At 61.8% G+C, this 25,639-nt stretch carries 20 protein-coding genes; 18 read left to right on the top strand and 2 right to left on the bottom strand.

Going from position 1 to position 25,639, the window contains the following annotated elements; all coding sequences use genetic code 11:
* Positions 1-3 precede the first annotated feature (3 nt).
* Positions 4-774 (bottom strand): protein phosphatase 2C domain-containing protein, encoded by a 771-nt coding sequence (locus AC4P1R_RS25230; RefSeq protein WP_273360903.1) that lies wholly within the window; start codon positions 772-774, stop codon positions 4-6.
* A 118-nt stretch (positions 775-892) separates the two neighbouring features.
* Between AC4P1R_RS25230 and AC4P1R_RS25225 the strand changes: the two genes are divergently transcribed.
* Positions 893-1,639 (top strand): OmpA family protein, encoded by a 747-nt coding sequence (locus AC4P1R_RS25225; protein ID WP_273360901.1) that lies wholly within the window; start codon positions 893-895, stop codon positions 1,637-1,639.
* A 44-nt stretch (positions 1,640-1,683) separates the two neighbouring features.
* On the opposite strand, the gene tssH is transcribed toward AC4P1R_RS25225, so the two are convergent.
* Positions 1,684-4,404, bottom strand: coding sequence for a type VI secretion system ATPase TssH (gene tssH / locus AC4P1R_RS25220; RefSeq protein WP_273360877.1), 2,721 nt, complete (start codon positions 4,402-4,404; stop codon positions 1,684-1,686).
* A 161-nt stretch (positions 4,405-4,565) separates the two neighbouring features.
* On the opposite strand from tssH, the gene AC4P1R_RS25215 reads away from it, so the two are divergent.
* The 17 genes from AC4P1R_RS25215 (at position 4,566) to AC4P1R_RS25135 (ending at position 25,624) form a co-directional block, all read left to right on the top strand.
* Positions 4,566-6,656 (top strand): serine/threonine-protein kinase, encoded by a 2,091-nt coding sequence (locus AC4P1R_RS25215; RefSeq protein WP_273360876.1) that lies wholly within the window; start codon positions 4,566-4,568, stop codon positions 6,654-6,656.
* Between the two features lie 102 nt (positions 6,657-6,758).
* A complete protein-coding gene (locus tag AC4P1R_RS25210) occupies positions 6,759-7,907 on the top strand; it encodes a type VI secretion system ImpA family N-terminal domain-containing protein (RefSeq protein ID WP_273360875.1) in 1,149 nt (382 codons plus the stop codon).
* A 3-nt stretch (positions 7,908-7,910) separates the two neighbouring features.
* The gene (gene tssB, locus AC4P1R_RS25205; RefSeq protein ID WP_066877017.1) at positions 7,911-8,447 is read left to right on the top strand and encodes a type VI secretion system contractile sheath small subunit; all 537 of its coding nucleotides are present in this window, start codon (positions 7,911-7,913) and stop codon (positions 8,445-8,447) included.
* A gap of 3 nt (positions 8,448-8,450) precedes the next feature.
* Positions 8,451-9,959: a type VI secretion system contractile sheath large subunit gene (tssC, locus tag AC4P1R_RS25200; RefSeq protein ID WP_273360873.1), complete on the top strand. Its 1,509-nt coding sequence runs from the start codon at positions 8,451-8,453 to the stop codon at positions 9,957-9,959.
* A gap of 29 nt (positions 9,960-9,988) precedes the next feature.
* On the top strand, positions 9,989-10,438 hold the full coding sequence (locus AC4P1R_RS25195; RefSeq protein ID WP_209601003.1) for an Hcp family type VI secretion system effector: 450 nt from the start codon (positions 9,989-9,991) through the stop codon (positions 10,436-10,438).
* Positions 10,425-11,189 (top strand): type VI secretion system baseplate subunit TssE, encoded by a 765-nt coding sequence (gene tssE / locus AC4P1R_RS25190; RefSeq protein WP_273360907.1) that lies wholly within the window; start codon positions 10,425-10,427, stop codon positions 11,187-11,189. Before AC4P1R_RS25195 ends, tssE begins: the two co-directional genes overlap by 14 nt.
* Position 11,190: 1 nt before the next feature.
* Positions 11,191-13,065 (top strand): type VI secretion system baseplate subunit TssF, encoded by a 1,875-nt coding sequence (gene tssF / locus AC4P1R_RS25185; RefSeq protein ID WP_273360871.1) that lies wholly within the window; start codon positions 11,191-11,193, stop codon positions 13,063-13,065.
* Positions 13,029-14,096 carry a type VI secretion system baseplate subunit TssG gene (gene tssG, locus AC4P1R_RS25180; RefSeq protein ID WP_273360869.1) on the top strand — a complete coding sequence of 356 codons (1,068 nt, stop codon included), beginning with the start codon at positions 13,029-13,031 and terminating at the stop codon, positions 14,094-14,096. Before tssF ends, tssG begins: the two co-directional genes overlap by 37 nt.
* On the top strand, positions 14,090-15,337 hold the full coding sequence (gene tagH / locus AC4P1R_RS25175; RefSeq protein WP_273360867.1) for a type VI secretion system-associated FHA domain protein TagH: 1,248 nt from the start codon (positions 14,090-14,092) through the stop codon (positions 15,335-15,337). Before tssG ends, tagH begins: the two co-directional genes overlap by 7 nt.
* On the top strand, positions 15,337-15,795 hold the full coding sequence (gene tssJ / locus AC4P1R_RS25170) for a type VI secretion system lipoprotein TssJ (protein WP_209600999.1): 459 nt from the start codon (positions 15,337-15,339) through the stop codon (positions 15,793-15,795). The genes tagH and tssJ overlap by 1 nt, the downstream gene beginning before the upstream one ends.
* Before the next feature lie 15 nt (positions 15,796-15,810).
* Entirely contained in the window at positions 15,811-17,145 is a 1,335-nt protein-coding gene (tssK, locus tag AC4P1R_RS25165; RefSeq protein ID WP_225191220.1) for a type VI secretion system baseplate subunit TssK, read from the top strand.
* A gap of 4 nt (positions 17,146-17,149) precedes the next feature.
* Positions 17,150-18,469 (top strand): type IVB secretion system protein IcmH/DotU, encoded by a 1,320-nt coding sequence (gene icmH, locus AC4P1R_RS25160; protein WP_225191219.1) that lies wholly within the window; start codon positions 17,150-17,152, stop codon positions 18,467-18,469.
* Position 18,470: 1 nt separating this feature from the next.
* The gene (gene tssM / locus AC4P1R_RS25155) at positions 18,471-21,995 is read left to right on the top strand and encodes a type VI secretion system membrane subunit TssM (RefSeq protein ID WP_492178211.1); all 3,525 of its coding nucleotides are present in this window, start codon (positions 18,471-18,473) and stop codon (positions 21,993-21,995) included.
* The gene (gene tagF / locus AC4P1R_RS25150; protein ID WP_225191217.1) at positions 21,977-22,522 is read left to right on the top strand and encodes a type VI secretion system-associated protein TagF; all 546 of its coding nucleotides are present in this window, start codon (positions 21,977-21,979) and stop codon (positions 22,520-22,522) included. The genes tssM and tagF overlap by 19 nt, the downstream gene beginning before the upstream one ends.
* Positions 22,522-23,622 carry a DUF2169 family type VI secretion system accessory protein gene (locus AC4P1R_RS25145; protein WP_492178210.1) on the top strand — a complete coding sequence of 367 codons (1,101 nt, stop codon included), beginning with the start codon at positions 22,522-22,524 and terminating at the stop codon, positions 23,620-23,622. Before tagF ends, AC4P1R_RS25145 begins: the two co-directional genes overlap by 1 nt.
* Positions 23,619-24,653 carry a beta-ketoacyl synthase N-terminal-like domain-containing protein gene (locus AC4P1R_RS25140; RefSeq protein WP_273360856.1) on the top strand — a complete coding sequence of 345 codons (1,035 nt, stop codon included), beginning with the start codon at positions 23,619-23,621 and terminating at the stop codon, positions 24,651-24,653. The genes AC4P1R_RS25145 and AC4P1R_RS25140 overlap by 4 nt, the downstream gene beginning before the upstream one ends.
* Positions 24,650-25,624: a PAAR-like domain-containing protein gene (locus AC4P1R_RS25135; RefSeq protein WP_225191214.1), complete on the top strand. Its 975-nt coding sequence runs from the start codon at positions 24,650-24,652 to the stop codon at positions 25,622-25,624. Before AC4P1R_RS25140 ends, AC4P1R_RS25135 begins: the two co-directional genes overlap by 4 nt.
* The last annotated feature ends 15 nt before the right edge of the window (positions 25,625-25,639 follow it).

Genomic DNA, 25,639 nt, shown 5'->3' with positions numbered 1-25,639 from the left:
GCCTCAAGGCGCTGCGGCTCCGTTTATCCGAACCACAACAACAGAGATGTTATCCGGAGCACCGTGGTCAAGAGCGGCGGCGACCAGTCGCCGACAGGCGGCCGCGGGTGTCGATTCCGCTTTCATCAATGAGGTGATCTCGGGCTCTGCAACGCAGTCGGTCAAACCGTCGGAGCAAAGAATCAAAACGTCCCCCGGCTCCAGCGCGACCTCGGTCGTGTCCACATCCAGCCGATCGGCCGCTCCAATTGCGCGAGTTACAACGTGAGCTTGCGGGTGCTGCCACACTGCGGAGGGCGTGAGGTGCCCGCCATCGAGAAGTTCCTGCACAACCGAGTGATCGCGTGTAAGCTGAGACAACTCCCCTCCTCGCAAACGGTAGGCCCGGCTGTCTCCCACCCATGCGATTGTCGCGACCTCGCCGTCGATAAGCGCGGCCACTGCTGTTGCGCCCATCTGCTCGACATTGGCCGAGGCTGCCCAGCGCCGTATGGCGGAATTTGCTGCCTGGATCGCTCCAACGAGGTGAGCACACGAAATCGGTGCGTGCGGGAGAAGTGCAAGCTGCTCGATGACCATGTCAGCCGCGACGTCGCCATGGCCGTAGCCGCCCATTCCGTCGGCAACAGCCCAAAGTGCGCCTGAAGGATCAGTGAGAATCGCGTCCTCATTGCTCTTGCGCACGTGACCGGTGTGGCTCAGTCCCGCCCCTTCCGGCCTGCCCAGCCGCTTCGGCACGCGCGTCGATGAACTGTCCCGCGAATTCTGGCTCATGGACAGATGAACCCTCCAATTCGCTCCATCGCGAAGCCGCTCTCTGGACGGTTGCCCCTAAAGTTATCCTATAGTAATTTTGTAGAAGGCGAAACCTCTTCGCCAAAGGGAGCCTAAGATGATGCGCCTGTTGACCGCGAATCTGACGGTGTTTCTTGCTCTATTCTTCGGCCAGCAAAGTGACGTGAAGGCACAGGAACTGACCGATTCCACGCTCAAAGAGCGCTTTCAGCGACAAATCGAGTTGTTCAAGGCCGCACGGGACCCGAAGCTCGGAGCAGCGCGCGGCCTGGTCCTTACCAATCCCGGGGCAGCGGCAGAAGCCACGCCGTTTACAATCGAAGCGACCGACGAAGCGAAAATTGCTCCGGCGTCCCCTCCCTCCCCTCAGACCCAAAGCGTCCAGTCCTCCCCAGACAGCAGCGATCTGGTTCAGCCCTCGACGCCCTCCGCAACGGGGGCGTCGACGATGACGGCAGTGTCCGCCGAGACGACCACCGATCCGCAGACCTATTGGAAGCTGCCGCCATCTGACCAGATAAATGTGCGCGTCAATTTTGCCTTCGATTCCGCTGCCATCGCCCCGGATCAAAAAGCGACACTGCGTCAGCTTTGCAGAGTCATGAATGAAATGGACATCAAACTCGTGCGAGTCATAGGGCATACGGATGCCGTCGGAGGCGCAACCTACAATCAGAAGCTGTCAATGCTGCGCGCGAAGGAAGTCACGCGGTTCTTCGTGGACGAGTGCCACATCGCTCTCGAACGTCTCGAGGCGGTCGGCGCAGGCGAGCAGTTTCTTCTCAACCCGGATAACCCGAAGGCTGACGAGAACCGGCGCGTGGAGTTTCAGGCAATTAGTTAAGGGTCAAGGATGCGGCCGAAACAGGACGACTGCAGGGCTGCCGCCTATTCGAACGCGAAGGTGAAGCCTTCCGCAGATGCGCCGACCGTGACCTTGGTCAGGCGTTTGCCTTCGAGCGCCCTATTCAGAACGCCCTTGCTCAAAGCAGGCAGAAGCGTGTTGGTCAGGATCGCGTCGATCATGCGGCCACCCGACTCAACCTCGATACAACGCGCCCTGACCAATTCCAGAACTCCGTCTTCGATGATGAGCTCAGCGTCGTGGCTGCCGCGTAACCGGCGGGCGATCTTGCCGAAGTGATGCCGTGTGATTGCTTCAATCATTGCGTCGGAGAGCGGGTAATAGGGAACAACGATGACCCGTCCCAGAAATGCCGGCGGGAACACCTTCAGCAATTGCGGCCTCAGCACGGCCTCCATCTCCTCAAACGGTGGCCGCATCCGGCCGCCGTCGGTAAGCTTCATGATGGCTTCTGACCCGACGTTCGAAGTCAGCAGGATGAGCGTGTTTCGGAAGTCGATCCTTCGGCCCTCGCTGTCATCCATCATTCCTTTGTCGAAAACCTGGAAAAAGATCTCGTGGACATCCGGATGCGCCTTCTCAACTTCATCGAGCAAAATGACGGAATAGGGCCGTCGCCTGACAGCTTCGGTCAGAACACCCCCCTTGCCATAGCCGACATAGCCGGGAGGCGCGCCCTTGAGGGTGGAGACTGTGTGCGCCTCCTGAAATTCCGACATGTTGATGGTAATCAGGTTCTGTTCGCCTCCGTAGAGCGCCTCGGCGAGAGCCAGTGCAGTTTCGGTCTTACCGACCCCGGACGGGCCGCAGAGCAGAAAAACGCCGACCGGCTTTTCGGCAGAGCCCAATCCGGCTCGGCTGGTCTGCACGCGCCGAGCGATCGCTTCCATTGCAAGGTCCTGACCGACGACACGCTCCGCCAGGACGTTCGCTAGCTGTAGTGCCTTTTCCGTTTGGCTCGTCAGCATTCGGCCGACCGGTATACCTGTCCAGTCCTGTACCACTGAGGCTACGGCATTCCTGTCAACGGAGAGCAGGATGAGCGGCGTTTCACCCTGCAATTCGGCAAGTTCCGCCATCAGCGCCTTGAGTCGTATAAGGTCTGCGTCCCGGTCCGCGATTTCTCCATTGCTGACTCCCGGCGCGGGCTGATCCACCGCGATGTTCTCGCCTGCCGCACCGTTGGCCAATGCATGGTCGAGTTCAACTCCCTTTTCGCGCAGCCGCGCTCGCAGGTCGAGAATTTCGCAGACCATCGACTGTTCTTCTTCCCAGCGAGCCTTTGCCGCTTGCAAAGCGGATTCGGTTTCGGCGAGAGTGGCTGCAACCTTGGGCAGACGGTCCTGCGTTTCGATGCCGATCGCGCCTTCGCGCCGGATGATCCCCTCTTCGATCTCGAGAGATTGCTTGCGTCGCAGAAGATCTTCGACTTCCGCCGGTGTTGCGTGCTGCGATACAGCCACGCGCGCGCAGGCGGTGTCCAGGAGGCTGACCGCCTTGTCGGGCAGTTGGCGTGCCGGGATATAGCGATGCGAAAGGCTGACGGCCGTCTCGATCGCCTCGTCCAGAATCTGCACCTGATGATGCTTCTCCAACACGCCTGCCACACCGCGTAGCATCAAGACGGCCCCCTCTTCATCGGGCTCTTCGACCTTGACCACCTGGAAACGTCGCGTCAAAGCGGGGTCTTTCTCGATGTATTGCTTGTATTCGGCCCAGGTCGTTGCGGCGACCGTGCGAAGCTCACCGCGTGCCAGGACAGGCTTAAGAAGATTTGCAGCATCTCCTGTCCCCGCTGCACCGCCTGCCCCGATCAACGTGTGAGCTTCGTCGATGAAGAGAATAATGGGCGTTTCTGATGCCTGAACTTCATCGATGATTGTCTTCAGCCGCCTTTCGAACTCACCCTTGACGCTCGCCCCGGCCTGCATCAAGCCGATGTCGAGCATGTGGAGCGACACTCCTTTCAGAGGCGGCGGCACATCGTCTGCTGCAAGGCGAAGAGCAAAGCCTTCGACCACTGCGGTTTTACCCACACCGGCTTCACCCGTCAGGATCGGGTTGTTCTGTCGCCGACGCATGAGGATGTCGACGATCTGCCGTATCTCTGGATCGCGACCCAGAACCGGGTCAATTTTTCCGTCGCGTGCACGTCGAGTGAGATCCACGGCATATTTCGCCAATGCAGAGTCACCACCTGCCTGGCGTCTTTTCCGGGATGGTTCCGGAGTCTCTTTGTTGCCGGCGCTTTCAAGTGACCCAGCGAGGACGTCGTCAAACCGGGCGATAATGGAGTCCGCATCGATCCGATCGAATTCACCGCTGATCTTCGATAAAAGCCCGTCAAGCACGGGCACCTTCCTGCACGCTATGAGGACAAAGGCTCCACGCACCTCTTCTGATCCGAACTGCAGACTGGCCAGGCTCCACGCCTCCTGGATGGCGTGAAAGATGTGATCGGAAAACTCCTCGATGGAAGTTGCACCATAGGGTAGCCTGTCTATCGCCCTCGCCATGTCGGCGGCAAGACGGCCGAGATCTACGCCGGCATCCCTCAGGATCAACTGAAAATCAGCGCGGTCGACAAGCGTCAGTTGTTCAATCCAGTGTACGAGCTCGACGTAAGGGTTGCCACGAAGCTTCGCCGCGTCCGCCGCCGCCTTGAATGCACGCAGGCACGCGGGGTTGAGCTTGCCGACCAGTTCCTTGCGCTTGAAGCTTGGAGAAGACATGTTCTGCTGCATGTCGGTCGGGCTCCTGCCATTGTTTTTGAATGGGCGCCTCTAGTCTGGGATCACTAGTCACAGCGTGCCACATTACAGTATTCTTGACAAATAATCAGCAGCGCGTTCTTGATGAATATTGTGGTAGTGTGGTTTCCATTGGGTGCGTTTGGAGACTCCATATGCTCGATTCACTACCCGGGGATATCTTTCGCAAAGGCCAGGTGCTCAACAACACCTACGAGATCGAGGGTGTCCTGGGTCGCGGCGGAACGGGCGAAGTCTACAGAGCAAGCAATCGCATTACCGGCCGTGTGGTGGCGATCAAGGCACTGAAGCGCGAGCTGTCGGCAAATGCCAGTTACCTCGAGCTCATGAAGCGAGAAGAAGAGATGCGCAGCATCTCCCACGACGCAGTCGTTCGCTACACCGACTGCGGTCAGACGGGCGACGGGCACGTATACCTGGTTATGGACCATATAGCAGGCACCCCGCTCAGCGAGTGGCTCGAGCGCGGCGGGGCTTCCCCGCGAGATCTGCTGGTGGTGGCACACAGAGTGGCCGAAGGACTGGTCGCGACCCACGAGCGAAAGATCGTCCATCGCGATCTTTCACCGGACAATATCATCCTGCGTGACGGCAGACCGGAGGAAGCCGTCATAATCGACTTTGGCATCGCGAAGGACAGCACCACAGGTGCCCGCACGATCGTTGGCAACGAGTTTGCCGGCAAGTACGAATATGCCGCGCCGGAGCAGATGCATGGTCGGGCGGAGCCGCGCTCTGACCTTTATGCCCTGGGAGCATCGCTGCTCGCCACTTTTCGGGGGAGTATCCCGGACGTCGGACAGAGCCCGGGCGAAATCATTCGTCGTAAGGAATGCCGGCTTGACACGTCTGCCGTCCCAGAACCGCTCAAGACCTTGATTGACGATCTCACTCAGCCCGACCCTGCCCACCGGCCGCCAAGCGCCGCCGCCGTCGTCAAGGAAATTTCGCGGTTGCTGCAGCCCGGTGTCGGCGGTGCGCAGCGAAGCGGGCGCTTCACGAAGGCCAATTGGCGACCATGGCTCGCCTTGCCCATCGGGGCGCTGGTTGCAATCGCAGGGCTTTTGCTATTCTGGGCGTATGAGGACTTGTCGACGACAAGGCTTCCAATAGCTACGCCTTACAAGCTCGTTGCCGGGGTGGACGGACAGGGGCGAGCCACGCTCACCGGTTTTGCTCCCGATGCCGACCAACGAGAGTCAATCATCACTAAATTTGCCGAAGCGGTCGGCGTGCCCTCGTCCGCGGGCAAGCTCACTCTTGCTGGCGGTGCACCGTCCGAACACTGGTCTGAGGACATAGCTGGCTTTCTTGCGCTCGCCGCTCCATTAGATGAGTGGAAGCTGGAAGTTGCCGATCGAACGGTTCGCCTCACCGGACTTGCACCCGATACGAACGGGCGGGAGGCTGCGTCGACCCGATTTGCTGAGGCGGCCAAAGGGATCGGCTATGAACCTGTCGTGCGGATCGCCGCTGGGCCGCGCGATTTGTCGCCGGATCAACTGAAATCGCTTCTAGTGCCGCTGGAGACCTGCGGGCCACTCCTTCTTCCACGTCCGGAGACAGGTACCTATCCTCTTGGAGCCATCGTCTCGGTCCGAGGAAACGTCGCTTCCAGCAAGGACATCCAGACCGTTCAGCAGGCGCTTGCCCCGCATCTTGGGGACCGCGAGCTGCGCTTCGACGCCACAGTGCTCAACAGCCAGCTATGCGTTGTTCAGGAATTGCTGCCGGATGCAAGGCAGGGTCCGATGACAATCGTTCTCGGATACGGCGACAAGTCCGAACCGAACATGTCCGGAATCTACTCCGTAGGCGATAATCCGGTTATCGACGTGCTGGCGCCGGCCACGCTGGACGAGGGCTACTTGTGGGTCGCCATCGCCGACGTCACTGGTAATCTCTTCAACGTTCTTCCGAATATCAAAAGACCCGATCATGCGCTTGCCTCCCTCGGAACCGTTTCCGAGGGAATGCGAACCATCCGGGTTGCCTATCCGACGGCCGAGGGTGCAGTCGATCCTGCGAAGCTCTCCTTCGCCGTCGACAGCACGTTCGGCAGAAGTCTGGTTATCGTCATGCAGACCAACCAACCGCTTTTCCCTGATCTTCGCCCCACAACCGAGTCCACCAAGTCTTTTGCCGAAGATTTGCGTGCGGTGATAGCCGCCGGGCATGTTTCGGTCCTCTCTATGACCACCCGACTGATCGATACCCGGAACTAGAAACTTAATCGCGAACGAAGTGAGGTGGAAATAGAACAGCTTGAAAAACTGTGGTAAAAGTACGTCGAGAGGAGAACGTTAGTTAGTAAACGGGGGGATCTGTTGTTCGACTCCGCTCTCTGGCTAAGTCCACTGAATGGCAGTAACCCCTCTGGCGAAAGCTTGCGGAACGATGGGCGATTCCACGAACTGGAACGCCTCATGCAACCCCAGATCGAGATCAGCCGAGACGAACGGAACAATCCCGTAGCAAGGGCCGAAGTACCCGTTGACTGGACAACCGTTCTGCAGAAATCTGAGGAGTTGCGTCAGCACGGGCGGGACCTGCGGCTCCTGGTGATCGTGACTCGAGCCCTTGCAAATGAACAGGGTCTTGCCGGCCTGGCCTCGGGGCTTAACCTGATCGCTCGGACTTTCGACGCGCATTGGGAGACGATGCACCCAGAGCTTCGGCGGGATTCCCCTCCTCGGGATGCGGCCCTGCGCCGGACGAATGCACTTCTCCAACTGCAAAACGACAAGGATGGCTTATTGGGCGACCTTCGGAAGATGACCTTCTTTGCGCCCCATGGTGTCGGCCCGTTCACCGGCAGGGATTTGGAGCGCGGATCGATCGACACCCGAACGGCCCTTGCCGAGGCGGCACCGGGACTGAGCGAGACAGAGAAATCGTCACTCGTCAGCGAGCATGACCGCTTATTGGATCGCATGAGAATAGGCTGCGCCGCATTTGCGGAGCAATCCTCGGCGGAAGCGATCGAGCTTATCGCCAATGCACGTGCCGCGGCGGCTGCATTGGCAGACCTCGAAGCATCGCTCAACCGGCAGATGGGCGGTGACGTGCGCTTCGCATTGTCCGACTTGGGCCGGTTCCTTCAACGGGTGATTTCGACGCTCGAGCGGGCGCAACCAGACTCCCGACAGGAGGTCGCTAGCGAGGAAATCGTCGTTCGTGACACGACGCTTCGGCAAACGAGCTTCGGCGCGGATTCGACCTACAACGGACCGGCTGCAGCCTTTCCGGCGCGCCTTGCCTCGCGCGAGGAGGTCACGAGGTGCATCGACCTCGTCATCGACTTCTACGACCGCACCGAGCCGTCGAGCCCTATTCCTCATCTGGCGCGCAGGATCAAACGCATGGTGCCGATGAATTTTCTGGAACTGATGGAGGACTTGGCGCCCTCCGGCTTGAAGGAGTTCCGGCTCCTGGCCGGGGTGCCAGAAAACAAGAAATCTCGGGACGAAAGGTGACCTATGAGCGAAACCAAGGCGAAGGTAATTGAACGAAACCGGGCGCCTCGCGTCCAGATCGCCTATGAGGTGGAAACATACGGCAGCCCGACAACGATCGAATTGCCGTTTGTGATGGGCGTGATGGCCGACCTTGCCGGCGCCTCCGAGACGCCTGAGGCGCGCAAATCCATACGGGACCGCGCTTTTGTCGAGACCGACGCAAACCGGTTTGGCCGTTTCATGGAAGCCCTCAGCCCGCGCGTCAAGGCGCGCGTGAAGAACACTCTTCCCCAGCCTCCCGGCGAAGAACGCGATGAAGAGCTTGCGGTAGACCTGACCTTTACGAGCATGGCCGATTTCGCGCCGGATCGTGTTGCAGAACAAGTCCCTCAACTCGCCGAGCTTCTGAGGATGCGCCGCCAGCTTGAGGAATTGCTCGGCTTCATGGACGGTCGCATCGACGCGGAAAAACGCATCGCCCAGCTTTTGAACAATGAGCCCCTCCTGGGAAAGATCGCTGACCAGGCGATCGAAGACAGCAGCAAGTCGGAGGTCTGAGCCATGGCCGAACAGGAAAAAGCCGCCATTGCCGGTGTCGCAGAAGCGGAAGGAGTGGATCTCGGCGAATTCAGCGAGCTCTTGGAAAAGGACTTCAAGGTCAAGAAGGATGACAGCGAGAAGCTTCAGGCCCTCGTTCGAAATCTCGCCCTTGCTGCGCGGTCGCGCTCGGAATCGGCTGTCATCTCGTCGAACGCGATCAAGTCGATCAAATCCCTGATCTCCGGCATCGACAAGCTTCTGACCGAGCAGGTCAACGAGATCCTCCATGCGCCCGAAGTGCTCCAGATGGAAGGGACGTGGCGCGGATTGTGGTATCTCGTGAATAACACCGAGACGGATCAGAAGCTGAAGATCCGCGTCATGAACATTTCGAAGGAGGAACTGGCCGATACGCTTGAGGATTACGAAGGCCAGATGTGGGATCAAAGTCCCATCTTCAAGAAAGTCTACACCGACGAATACTCGATGCTTGGTGGCAATCCGTATGGATGCCTAATCGGCGCCTACGAGTTCTCAAATCACCCGAAGGACGTCGCTCTCCTTCGCAATATGTCCGGGATCTGCGCGTCGGCTCACACGCCCTTCATAGCAGCCGCCTCCCCGCGCCTGTTTCGCATGGAGAGCTGGCAGGAACTGCCGAACCCGCAGGATCTGCAACAGATCGTATCGTCTCCAGCCTATGCCTCATGGCAGTCGCTGCGCGAGAGCGAGGACGCGCGCTATATCGGGCTGACCATGCCCCGGGTGCTGGCAAGACTGCCTTATGGAGCTGAAACGGTCCCCGTGAAGGGGTTTGCGTTCGAAGAAGAGGTCCAGGGCGACCATCATCGCTATGTCTGGATGAACGCGGCCTTCCCGATGGGAGTGAACATAAACCGCAGCCATAAGCTCTTCGGCTGGGGCACCCAGATTCGCGGTGTCGAAAACGGCGGCGCCGTCATCAATCTCCCGGTCCACACCTTTCCGACCGACGACGGCACGGTAGCAATGAAGTGCCCGACCGAGGTCGCGATCGACGATCGGCGCGAGGCCGAACTCGCCAAGCTCGGGCTGATGCCGATCCTGCATCGCAAGAACACCGATATTGCCGCCTTCATCGGTGCCCATTCGCTGCAGGACGATGAGACACGAGCCGGCCGGCTAGTCGATCCGGACGCCCAGGCCAATGAAAGGTTGAGCGCCAACCTGCCCTATCTGTTCCCGGTTTCCCGTTTCGCTCATTACCTGAAGGCGATCGCCAGGGACAAGATCGGCTCATTCAAGGAACGCGCCGACATGCAGATCTGGCTGACGGAGTGGATCAACCGCTACGTTCTCGCCAATCCTGCCTTTGCCGATGAAAAGGCCCGCGCAAAGCGGCCGCTCGCGGCAGCCGAAGTCCAGGTTGACAGCGTCGAGGGCCGGCCGGGCTGGTACAACGCCCGCTTCTATCTCAGGCCACATTACCAGTTGGAGGGCATCAATGCTTCGCTCCGGCTCGTTTCGGAGCTGCCGTCTATGAAGTCGTGAATACACCAGAGAGCCGATGGAGGTTGTTCATGAAAATTGATGGATTTCTCAAGGTCCCCGACATTACCGGGCCGAGCATCCGCGATGGCCACGAAGAAGAGATTGAAGTGCATGGCGTAGAGTTTGAAATGCAGGCTCCCTTCGATCCCAATTCGTTGTCCAGGAGGGGCCGTGTCAGCCTGGGCATGGTGAATTTTATCAAACACTACGACAAGTCTTCGCCCTATCTGAAGAAGGCTCTCTTCGACAACACGCTCCTCGACGAAGTCAAGTTTTCGGCGAGAAGAACAATCGAAGGCGAGACAAGCGACTACCTGGTCATCACCTTAAAAGACGCATCGGTAACCAGCTATATCATGAAGCCGAGTGAGGACGAGCCAGACCTCATCGAAGAGCGCGTCGGCTTCGCTTACAAGAACATCACTTTCAACTACGACGATAAGGACGAGGTCGAGATGGATGTCTATGTCGGCAAGTGAAAGCTGGCAAAAGAAAGGATTTGGAAGGGAAGCGAGACCGCCCGGGGGGAACCTGCGGGCGACGCGCGAGGCGATCCAGCCATCCTTGTGGGATCGGCTGGTCAATGACCTGCCGGGGCTAAGCTCGGAAATCAAGCAGCTTCGGCAGGCCTTGCAGAACGAAATAGAGGCCGAACGGCTCGATGCGCTGATTGCCGGCGGCATTCGCCAGATCGACGCAGCGACGGATATAGGCGTCGACCAAAAGAAGAGCCTGCACCGGCTGGTCTCGCTCGACCGACGCCGGGCGGAACTGGAAAGCCGCGGCGTCGTCGTCTCGGCCGATGTGCTGCGTGAAGCCGTTCGACGGGACATCGAGGCGCTCTTCAATGCACAGCGCTTCGAGTCCTCGCCGCTCCTGACGGACTTCGAGGTCGACCAGGCCGGTGACAACCAGCCCTCGCTCGAGGATTTCCCGGAGGTTCGCCGCAGCGTGGTCAATTATGGCGTACCGCCCTTCTCCGGCCGCTCGTCTCGCGATTTCGACCGCGACGAATTGGCCAAGGAAATCAGGAACGTGCTTGCGGCATTTGAACCTCGACTGAAGGAAAGCGCGACAAAGGTGACCGTCAGTCTCGGCGACAGGTCGATCGGTCTGAGGATCGACATCGACGCGCTGCTGCTCACCGCGCCAGCGCCTGAACGGTTACGGCTTCGAACCGTGCTCGATCTCGAGAACGGTTCGGCACGCACCGAGCTCAAGGACACCTGACATGGACCGAGTCTTCCTGGAATATTATGAGGAAGAACTCACACATATCCGCGCTCTCGCCGCAGAGTTTGCCGCCATGCATCCTTCGATCGCTCGTAATCTTTCCCTGGATACTGTCCCCTGCCCGGATCCTTATGTCGAACGCCTGCTCGACGGTGTGGCCTATCTCGCCGCTCGCACCCGCCAGAAAGTGGATGCGGAGAGCGCACGTTTCTCGAGAAGCGTGCTCGAGAACTTCTATCCCGATCTCGTCTGCCCGGCGCCGGCAATCGGCATGGCTTTGCTGAAGCCCGGCCAGCAGGTTCAAACAATGGCCGCGGGGCACCTGGTGAAGCGTGGGACACGGCTGGTTTCGAGCGCCCGGCCCGGGATTTCGACCCGGTGCATCTATACCACCGCACAGGACGTGGTGCTGTGGCCGCTCACGATCAGCTCGGCCACCTACATGCAGGATCGAAGCGCACTCGCGGCGGCGGGAATAGGCCCGATCGGCGGACAATCCGGCGTGGCCGCGTTGAGCATCGTCGTCAGTCGGACCGGTAAAGGCCGGCTCGGCGATTTGGCGCTCGATCGCCTCGATTTCTATTTCGCTGAGAAGAGCAAGGCAGCCTCGCTCTTCGATACGCTCTTCGGGGCCTGTTGTGCCACGGGCGCTCGCCCGGAAGGCCGCGATCATCCGCTGAGCCGGCTCGCCGAGCCGGAGATGGTCGGGATCTCGGACGAGGAGGCGCTGCTGCCGCGCACGCGCGAGACTTTCGAGGGCTACAGGCTCTTGCGCGAATACTTCGTCGCGCCAGAGCGATTCCACTACGTGCGGGTCGGAGGGCTGCAGCCGATCGTTCGTCGCTGTGAGACTGGGCTCGAACTGGTGTTTCTCCTGCGGCGTCCCGCCCCCGAGCTCGCCAATATGGCAGCAACCGATCTCGCGCTTTTCACGACGCCGATCATCAATTTGTTCGAGCGAAGCTGCAACGTCATCGAACTCGATCCGAGGCGCACACGGCAGGTGCTCCATGCCGATCGAACCCGCCCGAGCGATTTCGAAATCTATCGCCCGATCCGTGTCGAAGATGCCGACATTGGGGGACCGGACGCCGAGATACCGGCGCTCTTCAGCCTGGGCCAGGATCGTGGCAACGGCTTTGTCTATTTCACCGAACGTCGCCCGCGGCGACCGAACGAGAACGAGCTGCGCCTGGGACAAACCCGCACTTCCTATAGTGGTGACGATGTCTTCGTGTCGCTTTCGCGTCCCGCCCACTCGAAAGCTGCACGGGCACCGAAACGAATTGAAGTGGCGGCGCTCTGCACAAATCGCGACCTGCCTATATTGGACGACACACCGTCGCTCTCCCTCGAAAGCGGCGATCCGGTCGAAACAATCCGGCTTCTCGGAGCCGTTCGGTCCCCGGTGCCTTCGATTCCGGCAACACTTCCGGCTGGAGCCGTGGATGCCACGCGGGCCGATGAACTGGCCTGGAGGCTTGTGGCGCAGCTCTCACTGAATTTTCTCAGCCTGGCAGAAGAAGGCCGCGGGGTGGACCCGCTTCACGCCATTCTTGAGCTCTACGCGCAGCGCGGGGATCCGGGCCTCAGCCGGCATGTACGCGCGATTCAAAAGGTCGAGTCGCGGTCGGTGATCGAACGCCTGCCCATACCGGGACCGATGTGCTTCGGGCGGGGCACCGAGATTACCCTTCATATCGACCAGTCTGTGCTTGCCGGGCACAGCGCGCTGTTACTCTCAGGCCTGCTCTCGAAGCTTTTTTCCCGCTATGCGTCGATCAATGCGTTCGTGCGAACCCGCGCGCGCGTGATCCAGAAGCAGGAGGATGTGCCATGGCCCATGACGCCGGGCAATCGCAACCTGATCTGACCAAGGACGCCAATCCGCTCCCGACGGAGTTCGACTTTTTCGAGCTCCTCAGGTGCCTGGAAGAAGGCGGAAGATTCTTCGGCCAGGCCGGCCGACCGGATCGTGAGCCGGCGCGGCTCGGACAGCATGTGCGGCTCGGCTTCGCGGTGCAGGACGTCACGAGCGTCGAGACGGCGACCGACAAGGCGCCGGCCCGGGTTACGGTGACGACTATCGGGCTCCTCGGGCCAGAAGGTCCGATGCCCCTTTACCTGACCCGCTGGGTACTGGATCGCCTTTCGCAACGCTGGTTCGCAACGACCGACATGCGTGAGATCAGCGATACGACCTTCATCGACTTCGTGAACATTCTTCAGCATCGAATGATCGCGCTTTTTTACCGCGCCTGGGCGGATGCTCATCCGGCGGTGCAGGTCGCGCGCCCGGGCGGCGGTCGCATTCGTGCGTTCCGGGCGGCCTTGGCGGGGCTTGGACTCAGTGATCAAGGGCAGACGGCGCCCTCCTTGATCGATGAAACGAAGCTCCGCCATGCGCCTGCGCTCGCCAATCAGATAGAAGGGCCTGAGAGACTCACGCGGTTTCTTGCCGACCTCCTGAAGGTCCCGGTTCGCCTTCGGGAATTTATCGGCAGCTGGAACCCGATACCGGCAAGGCTTCAGTCCCGGCTTGCCGTCGCCCATGTTCGACTTGGCCGAAGTGCCACGATCGGCCCGCGCATATTCCAGCGCCAGCAGAGAATGGAGCTCGCCCTGGGGCCGCTGACGCTTCCCGACTACATGGCCTTTCTCCCCGGCAGCGAACGGCGCGAGACCTTGAAAACGGCGATCGGCGACCTGGTGGGACACGGGCTCGACGTCGACGTCAGGCTCGTGCTCAAGCGAGACGCGGTTCCTTCGGCACGCCTGGGAGAAGCGCGGATCGGGCACACGGCGTGGGTCGCTCCACGGAAAGATCGCAGTGACGCAGAAGACCTTTGCATGCGCACGGTCAATGGCTGGCGGCCCGAAATGCTGGAGGCTGCCGAATGCTGATCCTCACTCTCGAGCAATCGCCGCAAATGCAGGCTGTTCGCCAGATGAGCCTCGTCGAGGGCGAGCTTGTCATCGGCCGCAGCGCCGAGGCCGATTGGCGGCTTGACGATCCCGACATGTATGTCTCGCGGGCTCATTGCACGATCGCATGCGTTCGCGGTCAGTATCTCGTGACCGACACGTCAAGCGGCGGGCTGTTCATCGACGGCTCGCGAACACCGCTCGGGGCCGGGAATTCCGCCCCGCTCCATGATGGCGCACGGCTGCAACTCGGCAATTACATCATCCGCGTCGACTTCCAGGCAGCCCCCGCCGAGCGGATTCCTGAACAGAGGGCGTCGCCGCCCATCGGCTTCGAGAGGGACACGTTCTTCTCGGAGCGCAGCGAGCCGCCGCCACCTTCCCCACGACCGGCCGGGCTGCCGGATCCATTTGAACAACCGGCCGATACACCAGACGAAGGCGATGCGGTCAAACGCCCACCGATGTTTGACGATCCATTCAGCCTCGACCCGGTGCCGACATCGGGCCAACAGGAGCAGTCCTGGGATTTTTCCTGGCCGAGCCCGGCACCACAGCCGCTCGTCTCAGAAACCAAGGCCGCCGCGACACCGGTCCCGGAAGAGCAGGCGAAGCCCGGCCCGAGGGTGGTGGCTTCCCGCGAGACCGATCTGCGCGAAGCCTTCCTGCGCGGGCTGGGACTGAGTGCCGACGAGTTTCCGGCCATCGACCCCGCCGCCCAGATGGAGAATCTCGGCCGGGAATATCGGATGATGCTTGAAGGGCTGATGCATCTCCTGCGCAAGCGTGCCGAGGAGAAGAACGAGGCGCGGGTCGTTCAGACGGTGGTCGGGGCATCCGATGTAAACCCTCTCAAATTCCTGCCCACCGTGGACGACGTTATCGCAACGTTTCTGGCCCAGCGCAGTGTCGGCTTCCTTCCTCCGCAGGCCGCGATCAGCGGTTCCATCCGCGACCTCGCCCACCACCATGTGAGAACGTGGCGCGGCGTCCAGGCGGCGCTTGCGAGAATGATCGAGCGCTTCGATCCGGCGGCGCTCGAAAACGAATTGAAGTCGCGCTCGGCGTTGGAAGCGCTGCTCGCCGGCGGACGGCGGGCGAAACTCTGGGAGCTTTATGAGAACCGCTATCGAGAAATCGCCAAGAGCGCGACGACGCGCTTCCTCGGCGAGATCGGCAGCGACTTTCGGGACGGTTATGAAGAGAGGGAGAACGACTGATGCTGCATCGACGCGACTTTCTCATGGTGATCGGCGCGACAGGCCTGATATCGGGCTGCATGGGCGGTCCGCCGAAATCCTCAAACGTGACCGTCGCGGCGGTGGGACAGGCGGGCATGAACCTTGCCGCCGACGGCGGGGAGCGTCCGGTCACTCTCTTGATCCTCAGGCTCAAGGATGTCGGGAAATTCAATGCTGCGGATAGCTTCGCTCTTCAAGACCCGGCTACCGCACTCGGCGCAGATCTCGTGGGGTCCGATCAACTGACGATCGCCCCCGGCAAGACCGCCTCGAAGACGGTCACCTTTCCGCCCGAGGCCACCTATCTCGGTGTCGTGGCTCTGTTCCGCGAACCTGGTGGTCGCACCTGGCGAAGGACCGCCCCGATCAAACCCGAATCGACTGTGACGGCGAAAGTGATCCTCAACCGCGGCGGTATGACGCTCGCGCTCGCCTGAATGGAGGCGTGCAGCATGACGGACGCGAACAAGGTGGTATGGCTGGAGGGACTTTTCCTCCGCACGCAGCATTTCCAGCAGCAGGATCGTTATACCGAAGCCTTGATGCGAGGCGCGCTGCAGGCCGGTCGGCTGCAGACCTTCGGTTTCAGGTCTCTGACGCTCGATGCCACACAACTCGAGGCCGGACGGGTCGCCGTGTCATCCGCGCGGGGCATTTTCCCGGATGGCACCCCCTTCGCGATTCCTGAAACGATGGATGCCCCCACACCGCTGGCAATAACGCGCGACATGGGCGCCGGTGCGGTGCAGCTCGCTTTGCCGCTGGAACCTCCTGGCGAAGCCAGCTTCGATCCTGCTCATCGGGAACCGACCGGCGCGCGATATCGCGGGCGGATCGAGTGGGTCCGCGACGCCATCCATGGCGGCGCCGATCCTGAAGAGATCGAGATCGCCCGGCCGCAAGCGCTGCTTCTATCGCCGGCTCAGACGACGGGCGGCTACACCGCAATGCCTGTCACGAGCGTCAACGGACTGCTCGCCGATGGAAGCGTTGCGGTCGCCGAGAATTTCCTGCCGCCGGCGCTGACGACCGGTGCTGTGCCCTTCTACGGCAAGCTCCTGCAGGAGGTGATTACCGGACTCGACCGCATTGCGGAAGCGCATGGAAAGATGGTGCTTGGCGGCGCCGGCCGCAGCGTGGAAAATCTGCTGGTGCTCGATCTCGCCAATACGGCTCGACCCCGATTGGCCCACATGCTTCCACAGGAGGTCTTCCATCCAGCCGAGCTCTTTCTCGAGCTCAGCGGTCTGGCTGGCCGGATGGCCACATACGGATCAGGCTCAAGGCGACTGACGGAGCTTCCCACTTACGAGCATATGGCGCCTGGACTGGCCTTTGCCGCGCTGGCAGACACCTTGCGCTCCCTTATCCTGAGCTTGCGTTATGTCGAGCCGAAGTCGCGGGCGCTGCCCGTCGTGAAGCATGCGACCAATGTTTGGAAGGTGCGCATCGACAACCCCGAACTGCTGACGACGAGCCGCATCGTTATACGCGTCGGATGCGATGTCTCAGAGGAAACGCTGCGCAAGATCTTTGTCGACCAGGTGACCGTCGGTGCTGCGGACGAATTCGAGGCGCTGTGGAAGTCCCGGCTCCCTGGCATTCGCCTCAAGCCCCTCCACTCGCAGCCGCGGGAAATTCCCTATGACGGGGACCGGCTCTGCCTGGAGCTGGATCAGCGCAGCGAGCATTGGGAATCACTTCTGCGCTCGCCGGGATTCGTGATTGGCGTCTCGGGTATTTTGCCTAGCGAGCCGCAAGTCGACTGCTATTCGGTAAGCAGGTAGCGCCATGGCAAGCGAGGACCCATTCGGCCTTTCGGAAGATCAGGGCCGCACGCGCATCCGCCCGCCGCCGGCGGCAATGCGGACCGTTCCGACCGGCCCCTTGACGAGGCGCGCGCGCTATCATCCCAACGCGTTGATCAATGCCTTCGCCATGCTGCTGGAATTTGCGCCGGAGCTTGAGAATGCCTTGCCGCCGGGCAATCCCGAGGCGCTCAGAACAAGGCTGATGGAGGAGCTGGTCACTGCGCGTGATGCTGCCGTTGCCTCCGGGGCGAACCTCGCACGGGCAGACGCGGCCGCCTGGGCCGTCGCCTCGCTCCTCGATGATCTGGCGCTCAACACCCCGTGGGGCGGCTCCAGCGCGTGGCCGCGCCAGCCTCTCGTCGTCATGCTCCGCGGCGACGTGGATGCGGGCGCACAGTTCTTCGCCCGCTTGGAGGAACTGGAACGCCATCCCGGCCGAGACCGTGAACTGCTCGAGCTGCACTACTTCTGCCTGGCGCTCGGCTTCCGGGGCAAATATCGAGTGCCAGGGCGCGCCGGTGATCGTTCTCTCAACGCCGTGCGCGCCGCAGCCGCCCGCTTCCTGCGGGACGCCGATGGCGAGAGTTCGAAGCTGTCGCCCAGGTGGGAGGGCGTCTTGGCAGCCGACGAACCTTCCCGTTATGCCATTCCGATCTGGGTGCTCGCAGTCGTGGCGGTGATGCTTGCGACCGCAATTTACGTGCCGCTGTCGATGCGGCTGGGTGCCAAGGCGGAGGAACTGGCAACGCTCGTTCGGGCACTGCCGCCGCCCGAACGGGCCGAAATCTACCGGCCGAACAAGCGCTCGCCGGCGCCGGATGCGCCACCTGTGCAACCGGTCATCTTCGAACTCCTGCCCGAGTTCCGGACCGCGGCGCCCGCCGCGCTGCGGCCTGCCCTAAAGGGGAATGAAACCGCCTCTTCGGTGACACTCCTGCTGCAATCGAGCAATCCGGAGCTTTTTCAGTCTGCGCGGGCCGAACTGACGAAAAGCTTCGAACCGCTCGTCGCCTCGATCGCTGCTGTCCTCAAGGACAATGCTGAATTGATCGGAAGCGTCACCATCGTCGGTCACACCGACAATGTTCCACTGCAGGCTACCAATCCCTTGGCAAACAACCAGCGCCTGTCCGAAGCCCGTGCCGCGACGATCGCTGCCTTGCTGGTGGCGAGTGGCGTGCCGGCCGAAAGCCTGCGTTCGGAGGGACGTTCGGCGACACAGCCCCTGGCGAAGAACGATACGCGCGAAGGTCGAGCCGCCAACCGCAGGATCGAGCTTCTGATCACAAAGAGGCTCTGAGATGAAGTTCTTCCGGTTCCTCTGGGCTATCCTTACCTCGCGCTGGCTCTGGACCTTTATCGGCCTGATCCTGCTATCCCTGATCATCTGGATATTCGGCCCGATCGTCAGTGTTGGAGAAAACGCCCCGTTAGCATCGGAGATGGTGCGGCTGATCGTGATCGGCGTTCTGCTCTTTCTCTTTCTCATCTGGTGGATCGCGGCGCAGCGCCGGGCAATCCGCGCCAATCGTATCTTCGTATCGGAAATCGCGCCGCAGGCGGAAGCGCCGCCGAGCCCGGCAGAAGAAGGCGTCGCCGCGGTGGGCGCAAAATTTCGGGAGGTGATGAGCGAACTGAAGCGTCGCAAAGTGGGGGGCCGGAAGTTCCTCCGGGAAATGCCCTGGTACGTGATCATAGGCCCGCCGGCGACCGGCAAGACCACGGCGCTGCGGCAGTCGGGACTGAGTTTTCCAATCGACCTTACCGACGATCTGCACGGGGTCGGTGGGACCCGCAACTGCGACTGGTTCTTCACGGAAGAGGCCGTACTGATCGATACCGCCGGGCGCTACGTTCTACAGGAGAGCCAGCCGGAGGTCGACGCAGCCGAATGGCTGGGCTTCCTCGATCTTCTGAAGAAGCATCGAGGCCGCCGCGCCCTGAACGGCGTCATCGTGGCGCTCTCCGTCGAGACGCTTTCCGAAGGCGATGCCGCCATCCGTGCACATGGTCGCCAGGTCCGCAAACGGTTGACCGAGCTTCAGGAGCACCTGAAGATCCGCTTGCCAGTCTACCTGATGCTGACCAAAGCGGATCTGATCAAGGGCTTTGAGACCTTCTTCGGGGGGCTCTCGACCTCCGATCGCGAGCAGGTGTGGGGCGCGACCTTCCCGCCTGGGGCTCGCATCGACGGCAGTGACGTCTCACGGGAACTCGCGGCGCTGACCGGTGTCCTGGAACGGCGCCTCGTTCCCCGCCTCGAAGACCAAGAGAACCTTGCCGCCCGGGCGGAGATCTTCCGCTTCCCTGCTCAGGTCGAGACCCTTACCGAGCCTATTCGCGTTCTGGTCGAAACCGTTTTCGGTGAAAGCCGCTATGCGGAAAGCGCCTGGTTGCGCGGTATCTATCTTACCTCCGCAACGCAGGAAGGGACGGCAATCGATCGACTGACGGCCGCGCTCGCTTCGTCCTTCGGCCTGCCAGCGCAGCCGGTCACCCCCATTCCGCGGGCGGAGAAGCGCAGCTTTTTCCTGAAGGACTTGCTTTCGAAAGTAATCTTCAAGGAAGCGGGTCTCGGCACTTTCGATCCCGCCGCAGAAGAACGGCGCATCTGGATATGGCGCGGCGCCGTTGTGGCCGCAGCCGGACTGGTGCTTGTCGCCGGTCTGATCTTCACGATCTCCTATCGCAAGAATTACGCGGTGCTGGCTGCTCAGGCAGAGCAGCTCGAGGCCTTGCAACTGCCGCTCACCCCGGTTGCCGCACGTCAGGCGCCCCTCGAGCCCCTCGATCTCGACATGGCGCTCGAGGCCGTCACCGAGGTCTCGAACGCCCGTAGCGAGCCGCCGGCCGGAATTGCAGCCCTGATCGGCCCTTCCGCCGCGACCGAGATCCGGCAGGCTCAGACCGATGCCTATGACCGCGCATTACGGAACATACTGGAACCCCGCATGATCGCCCTGCTCGAGGCAACGATGTGGCGCCAGATCCGCGACCCGGAGTTCCAGCTCGGCGCGCTCAAGACCTATCGCATGATGACCGGGCTGTCGCCGATGGACCCGGACTTCGCCGAGCAATGGTGGACGGAGCAGCTACCTGAATTCGCGCCCGTGCCGCCATTCCGAACCGACATGGCTGCCGATCATCAACTGGCCGCGATCGCCAACATGGCTTCGGATCAAAGTCTAATCGCTCCCGACGAGGCGTTGGTTGGCGAAGCCTTGCGCAGCATCTGCTCGATTCCGCTGCCGGTCCGCGCCTATAATGCACTGCTCTCCGATCCGGAGGTCAGGACGTTGAAGGAATGGATCCCCGCGGATCATGTCGGCCCGAACGGTCCGAAGGTTCTTGCCCGTCGCTCGGAGAAGACCTTCAGGGTGGGGATCAACGGGGCCTTCACCTATGAGGGCTTCCATAACGTGATCCTTGCCCGGCTCGAGGAGGTGGCCGCGCAGGCGGCACTCGATCGTTCCGTATTTGCGGGCGGCTGCTCGGAAAGCGCCAGCCCATCGGTCGCTTCACTCGCCCAGGACATTCTCAAGCTCTATTACGACGACTACGTCTCGCAGTGGGACAGCTTCCTCCGCGATGTCCGGCTCGCGCCGCTCAAGGATCTGCAGACGGCCAGCGAGAACCTCAAAGATCTCTCCAGCGCGGATTCTTCAATGAAGCGGCTGCTGGACGCGATCGTGCATGAGACGGAACTGACCCGTTCCGAGTCCGACGGCGGCGGCAAGCCTCCGGCCGGAGCATCCAAGCTCTTGTCGAAGCTCGGCAAGATCGGCAAGCTCGCAAAAAAAGGCGTGAAGCTGATGCCCGCCGGCTCGAAGTCGGAAGTGGATCTCACGGGCGCATTGGTTGCCGAGCATTTCAAGCCGATCAAAGGCGCAATCGCCGAGGTCGACGGCCAACCTCCAGCACTAAATGATGCAGTCGCAGCGCTTACTGCGCTTTCGAACATGCTGCAGACCGTATCGGCAAGCCCCGATGCCCAGGATGCAATCAAGCGGCAAGGCGGCCTGGCCGAACTGACGGGGGCTGTCGCAAAGCAGGCCACGACCCTGCCAGACCCGCTGGACGATTGGCTGGCGGGCATCGCCGGGGACACGAGCGGCCTTACAACGGGAGCGGTGACCTCGGAACTCAACGCCATCTGGCGCGCCGACGTCCTGCCCTTCTGCCAGGCTGCGCTCACCAACCGCTATCCGTTCGTTCCCGAGAGCGCAATCGATGTCAACGTCGTCGACTTTTCCCGTATCTTCGGTCCGGGCGGGCTGATCGACAGCTTCATCAACAACCACCTGATCGACTACATCGACGTGACCCGACGCCCCTGGAAGTGGCGCGCGGACATCCGGCTTGATTCGTCGGCTCTGGCGGCGCTGGAGCAGAGTCGACTGATCCGCGACAGCCTGTTCCCGGGAGGCGCCGGACCAATCCTGACCTTTACGCTCGAGGCCAAGGACCTTTCGCCGACCGTCGGCCGCGTCACGTTGAACGTCGACGGCCAAAGTCTCTCCTACTACAACAACCCAACGCGACCCCAGCCGATGACCTGGCCGGGCAAGGACGGCACGGGCGTGATCACCCTTGCCTTCCAGCCGATCGACGGGTCGCCCGAGGTTATGGTCAGCGAGACGGGAAGCTGGGCATTGCTGCGAATGCTGCGTGCCGGGCGCTTGAGCAAAACCGAACTTCCGGAACTCTACCGCCTGCGGCTTGCCGCTCAAGGTCATTACGCGGACTTCGAGCTTCGGGCCGCGAGCGTTGCCAATCCCTATGACCTGAAGATGTTCGCGAGGTTCACGTGTCCGCCGCGACTTTGATCCTGCCGGGCTTCTTCGGAAAACTGCCGGCGACGGGGGATTTCGTTACGCGCGGCCTGCCCACCTCGTTCGTTGGCGCGTGGGATCGCTGGATCAGCCGACATCTGGTTCACCGATTTTCGTCCAATTCACCGCAGGGGCACCCCGTTCTGCGATTTCTCATCGGGCGCGAGGCCTTCGGACCCATGACCGGCATTGTGATGGCCAGCGCCGACCGTGCCGGCCGGCCGTTTCCGCTGACGATTGCCGCTGTGCCTCCGGTTGCAACAATCGATATTGCGATTGCGGCCGGGGACTGGTTCGAGGCATTGGAGGCAACCGGAACATCGGCGTGCGCGGGTCAACTCGACGGCGACGGGCTCGCCGCCCGCCTGCGTTCGCTTCCCTTTCCCGCAGTCGCAGCGGAGGGTAGCCCCGTCCGACGCATGGCGCTCTGGCTTGGACGGTCCGAACCGATCGAGGTCAATCCGGACGAACCCGAACCGATGCTCCGCGAGCTCCTTGGCGAAGATCTGAGGTCCGGCTGATGCAGATCTGGAACCAGACCGGCTTCCCGACCGAATTCACCATGGCCATGGACAAGGCCGGGCACGAGTACATCGTCGTCGTCGTCAAGGGCACATTCGACTTTCCCGAGACGCCGGGCGGTCCTGTGCGCAAATCATCCGAGCAGATGCCGCTGGTGATGGCCGACACTCATACCGGAAAACCCGGTTTTTCGGCCACTCTCTGGGAGACGGACTTCGCCTTCCGCAAGCCGCGCTGCGACGTGATCGCCAATGGCTGCGCCTATGCGCCGGGCGGACGTCCCGCCGAGCGTGTCAGGGTCGGCATCAAGCTTGGTGACTGGTCAAAGGCCTTCGACGTGGTGGGTGATCGCGAATGGCGCGCGCGCGGGCCGCTCTTTGCCGCAACGGCACCGCTGCCCTTCCTTCGCCAGCCGTTCTCCTATGATACGGCCTGGGGCGGCACCGACCGCCTCGATCCCGATGACACTCTTCCGGCGAGCTACCACCTCAACCCCGTCGGCACGGGATGGGCGCGGCCAAAGAACCAGCATCTTGTTCCCGGACTGAAATTGCCCAACACGCAAGCCATCGGCGAGGAGATCCGCTCGCCTTTCGGCGACTACCGGCCAATGAGCTTCGGGCCGTATGGGCGCGGCTGGCCGGGCCGCATCGAGCATGGCGGAACCTATGACGACAACTGGACTGAAAATATCTTTCCCTTCCTGCCGCCGGATTTCGACGAGCACTATTTCCAGATGGCGCCGGCGGATCAGCAGACAGACTCACCGAAGGGTGGCGAAGAGGTGGTGCTTGTGAACCTCACCCCTGCGGGCCGCGAAAGCTTTCGTCTCCCCGGCACCAGCTTGCCGATGACGCTGTTCAGGGGAATTGAGGCGGCCCTCGAGGGCTCGATACTGCCCGACACCGTCTTGTTCGATCCGGAGCACCGGCGCTTTTCGCTGGTGTGGCGGGTCTCGCAGCGGATTCACCGGACGATCCTGGACTTCAGCGAATGCTGGGTTGGGCCGCCGACCGAATCCATGCTGCGGGCGCGTGCCACAGGTCGACGCTACATCCGCGCCAATGGGATAGAAGAAATAGAGGAAGAAGAGGTTTGAGCGCGCCGATCGACATCGTCTCCATCGGCATGGTGACAGCCGTCGGGCTCGACGCTCCTTCCGCCTGCGCGGCGATGCGGGCGCGCCTGGACGGCTTCCAGGAGACGCGCTTTCTCGGATCTGGCGGCGATTGGCTGATCGGCGCTCCGGTGCCCCTGCCGCGCAACTGGATCGGCGAAAAGCGCATAGCCCATCTGGCGGCAGGGGCCATCTGCGAAGCCTTCGAGGCAGCGCCGGAAGCCCGCGGCAAGACCGCGCTCATCCTCTGCCTTGCCGAGGAAAACCGCCCCGGCCGCCCTGCCCCCGACGGGGGGCGCCTCCTTAACTGGATTGCGGAGATCGCGGAATGCCCACCGCACGGACGCTCGAGGATCGTTGCCCACGGGCGTCCCTCGGGACATGTTGCCCTCGAGCAGGCGCGAAGGACGCTCGCGGCCGGCGAGGCACCTTATGTGATGATCGCCGGCGTGGACAGTTATCTGACGGCAGGGGCCGTTACGCACTATCTTGCGGACAATCGCCTGCTGACCCCGGACAATCCGAATGGCTTTATTCCCGGCGAGGCCGCCGCCGCTGTCCTCTGCGCCCGCCCGGGGGCCGGTCTCATGCGCCTTCTCGGCCTTGGCCTTGCCCGTGAGGCTGCCTACCTCTACAACCACGCGGACCTGCCCTTTCGCGGCGATGGCATGACCAACGCCTACCGCGCCGCCCTCGCCGAGGCAGGCATAGAGATGAACGGCATCGGCTACCGGATATCCGACGTCATCGGCGAAAGTTACTTCTTCAAACAGTCAGCACTTGCGTCGCTGCGCCTGGTCAGGGGCCATCACGGCTTCCAGGATTTCTGGAGCCCCACCGAGAGCGTCGGCAATGTGGGTGCCGCCGTAGTCCCGATGATGGCGGGAATGGCAATGACCGCAGCGCGCAAGGGCTACGATGCCGGCGAACCGGTCCTGATCGAAGCCTCGGGCGACGATGGCGCCTGCGGCGCGGCCGTGTTCACCACCGGCAAGAGAGGCGGAGACAAATGACGGTTTTCGCGAACGGGCTGGAGGTGTCCTGCAAGGCGCAAGCAAACAAGGTGATCGCGGCGTTTCCCTATGTCGCTTTCACGCCGCCGCAGACCCCGGCCACCCCGCCCGGCGTGCCCGTGCCCTACCCGACGTTCGGCATGGACTCGGACACCGACAAGGGTACGAGCACGGTCAAGATCGGGGGAGAAACCGTCAACCAGAAGAATAAATCCTACTATTCAAAGTGCACCGGAGACGAAGCGGGCTGCGCGCCGAAAAAGAACATCATAACCTCGAAGATTACCGGCAAGGAATACGCGCACGCCTGGTCGAATGACGTGAAGATGGATGGGGAGCCGGTCAACCGCTTCTCGGACATCGCCTCGAACGACCACACCTCCCCGCAAGGTGGCGGACCACCAATGATCCGCGCAGGCAGGCCGGGAAAAAAGCCTAACGCGGGCATTGAATGCATGGTCGGCAGCTACGACGACATCGCCGAAAAGTGCAACGAGGCCGGCGGCGAGGCACATCACATCGTGCCCGACAAGGCCTACCGCACTGGCACCAGGGACCAGGCCGACGACCCGAAGAAGCGAGTGGCCGGCGCGCCGACACTGGGCGAAGGCGTCTGCATCTGTCTATCGCCAAAGAACCACGACAAGATCCATGAAGCCGAACGCGAGGGCATGGACGCGATCGGCAAGGCGGGGGCGGTCGACGCTAAGGGCAAGCCGCTCAAAGGCGAAGCGCTAAAGAAGAAAAAGGAGCAGCTGAAGAAATCCGGCGAATGGGGCACCGGCACCTCGGAGGAGGTCCACGACGTGGCCAAGTCCACACTCGACGAACTCGATCTCTCGCCGGAATGCATCCGGAAGGCAAAGCGGGCTGTCACCAAGCAATCCAAGATGCTCGACGGCGACCAGACGCTGCGGACGTCAAACGCGCTGCCCAGCCGGGCCGCCAAAGGCCGCATGATGAACCGATAGGAAGGAGCGCAGCTG

The sequence above is a fragment of the Sinorhizobium sp. Y406 genome (assembly GCF_058732025.1).
The sequence above is the reverse complement of the archived record's forward strand: the minus strand, read 5'-3'. Positions and strand labels throughout refer to the sequence as shown.